Annotated in this window: 2 protein-coding genes; both read right to left on the reverse strand. The window is 57.6% G+C overall.

The window, feature by feature from the left end:
• Nucleotides 1-1566 (reverse strand): DUF2235 domain-containing protein (locus UTO39_RS22225; RefSeq protein WP_320728122.1); only part of this gene is annotated, 1566 nt, incomplete at its 3' end.
• The gene (locus tag UTO39_RS22230; RefSeq protein ID WP_320728123.1) at nucleotides 1554-2045 is read right to left on the reverse strand and encodes a DUF3304 domain-containing protein; all 492 of its coding nucleotides are present in this window, start codon (nucleotides 2043-2045) and stop codon (nucleotides 1554-1556) included. The genes UTO39_RS22225 and UTO39_RS22230, both read right to left, overlap by 13 nt.
• Nucleotide 2046 lies beyond the last annotated feature (1 nt).

Consider the following 2046-nt stretch of genomic DNA (forward strand, 5'->3'; position numbering starts at 1 on the left):
CGCCGCCGAATCAACATAGAAGCGCTGGGTCTTGTAGGTTCCCCCGGCATAGCGATTGATACGCCACGCGGTGATCCAGCCCATCTGATCTTCAAGGGCTTTCTCCAGGCTAACCGGCGCGCGCGGCGGATCGTATTTTGCGGCCTGTTCGGGTGAAATCGGGTCAGTGGGCGAACTCAGACCGAGGGTTAAACTGCGCCAGGCGTTGAAACGACCGGAAAGAACCTCATCGATAAAAAACTCTTTACCTACGCTCAAAGGCATTTTCCTCCAATCGTCACTTTTTAATTCACTTGGTAAAGAATCCTCAGGCACTTTTAATGGTGCTCCAGCTTGGAACGCCGATGAATACATATCGTGTAAAGCAATTTGTGATAATAACAAACCGTCATCCTCAGCATTCGCCTTTCCCTGATCCCCCGGTGGATACCCCCCGCCTAAATCCGAGTGCATTCCCGGATAGACGACTTCCTGGCTGTTCGCCGGATAGTGACCATCCGGGCGGCGGATAGAATCCAGCGGGAAGCAGAGCCGCTGCTCGTGGGAAGAGACCAGATGGACACACTTTTTAATCAACCCGCCGTAGATCTTCTCTGCCGGCAGCTCCTGGGTCCCGTCCGCCCAGCCCATATGCCCTTCCGCCACCGGGGCGATATGCGCCACGCCCACCGAGGCCACCGTATCCAGCAGGCCAAGAAACTCGACGCTGAGCGGAATTTTCAGCCCGCCCACCGCCAGGCACTGCTCGGGCTTGTCTTTTCCCTCTTCAGGCTTTGGCAGCAGCTCACTAAGCCAGTTGACAAAGGCCCGCGCCGCCGCTGCCCCGCGCGAAAAGCCGTACACGTACAGCTTGACACTTAACAGCTTCGGCTTTCCGGGCTCGACAGGTACCAGGGCCTTTTGCAGGTCTGGTGCCATATCCTTTAGCAGGCTCTGGAAGGTCTCAAAACGGTTAGCGCTGCCGGTCAGCCCAAAAGACGCCATAGAGGTTGCCATTTTGTCCACCGCCGTCCAGCTTTCGTCGTCTGACAGCGCATCCAGGCCCATCGTCAGCTTCAGGGCATCGATAATCCGCAGCAGGCCCCAGTTGATACGGTCTTCCCCGTGGGTCGCCGCCGCCAGCCCCATCATGCTGAAATCCAGATCGTTCACCTCGGGGAAAGGTGTCCCGACGCCGGGAATATAATATTTGTAGTATTTGTCATCACCGCTGCCGCTGGCATCCAGCAGCTCCGCTGTTTTACTCGCCAGCCCCCCGGCATAGCCCTGGCCGATGGTTGCACGGAACAGACGGGCAATATTAGTGGGGTGCTTCGGGTCAGCAATATATAAGTCGTGATTGAGGTTATTGCCGGTGCCGTCAAAAAACAGGCTGATATGCAAAGTTTTACAGCAGGGGGGCTCCACGCGTCGCCCGGCAGCCAGGCACAGTTCCTGCCGGTAGGCCAGCTCGTGGTTGTCCTGCTGCGCGCAGCTTGTGCCAACCAGCGCAGACTGGGTGGGTAAACGCCCCTGAGCCGGAAACGCCGGCGGGAACCATGCCAGATCGGTAATTATTTCGGACATACTTTTGGCTCCGGCATCTGCAGCGGCTCGTTGATTGGGTAGCCCGGCCGGCCGGGGCTCACACAGCTGGTGGTCACTTTCACCTCATCGCAGGGCATAAAGTGGACCGTGATCCCGCAGGTCTTTTGTCCCGTATAGTCCGGAACCGGTACCACCGCGCTGTGCTGCCGATTATTAGCACTCATTTTTTTTTCCCAGGCCCGATACTTAGCTGTATCCGCAAACCCAGGAAAACCTTTCATTGAGGCTTCTCCGCTCTCCCAGTCAACCTTAACCGTCATTCCGTGCCGCCATTTCGCCGGCACGCCATAGCAGCAGCCGCCGCCGCCGCCCTGCCAGGGACCAATAGCATCAATCCCCGACTGACCATCGACGCTGAAATGGTTGATTGCCCATTTGGTATGGTTGATGGCAACAATGGTTCCACCACCGCCACTCCGGATTTCAGCCTTCGCCGCAGGCTGACTGCAGCCCGCCAGC

Source organism: Enterobacter sp. 118C5 (assembly GCF_034107645.1).
Lineage (GTDB): Bacteria > Pseudomonadota > Gammaproteobacteria > Enterobacterales > Enterobacteriaceae > Enterobacter > Enterobacter nematophilus.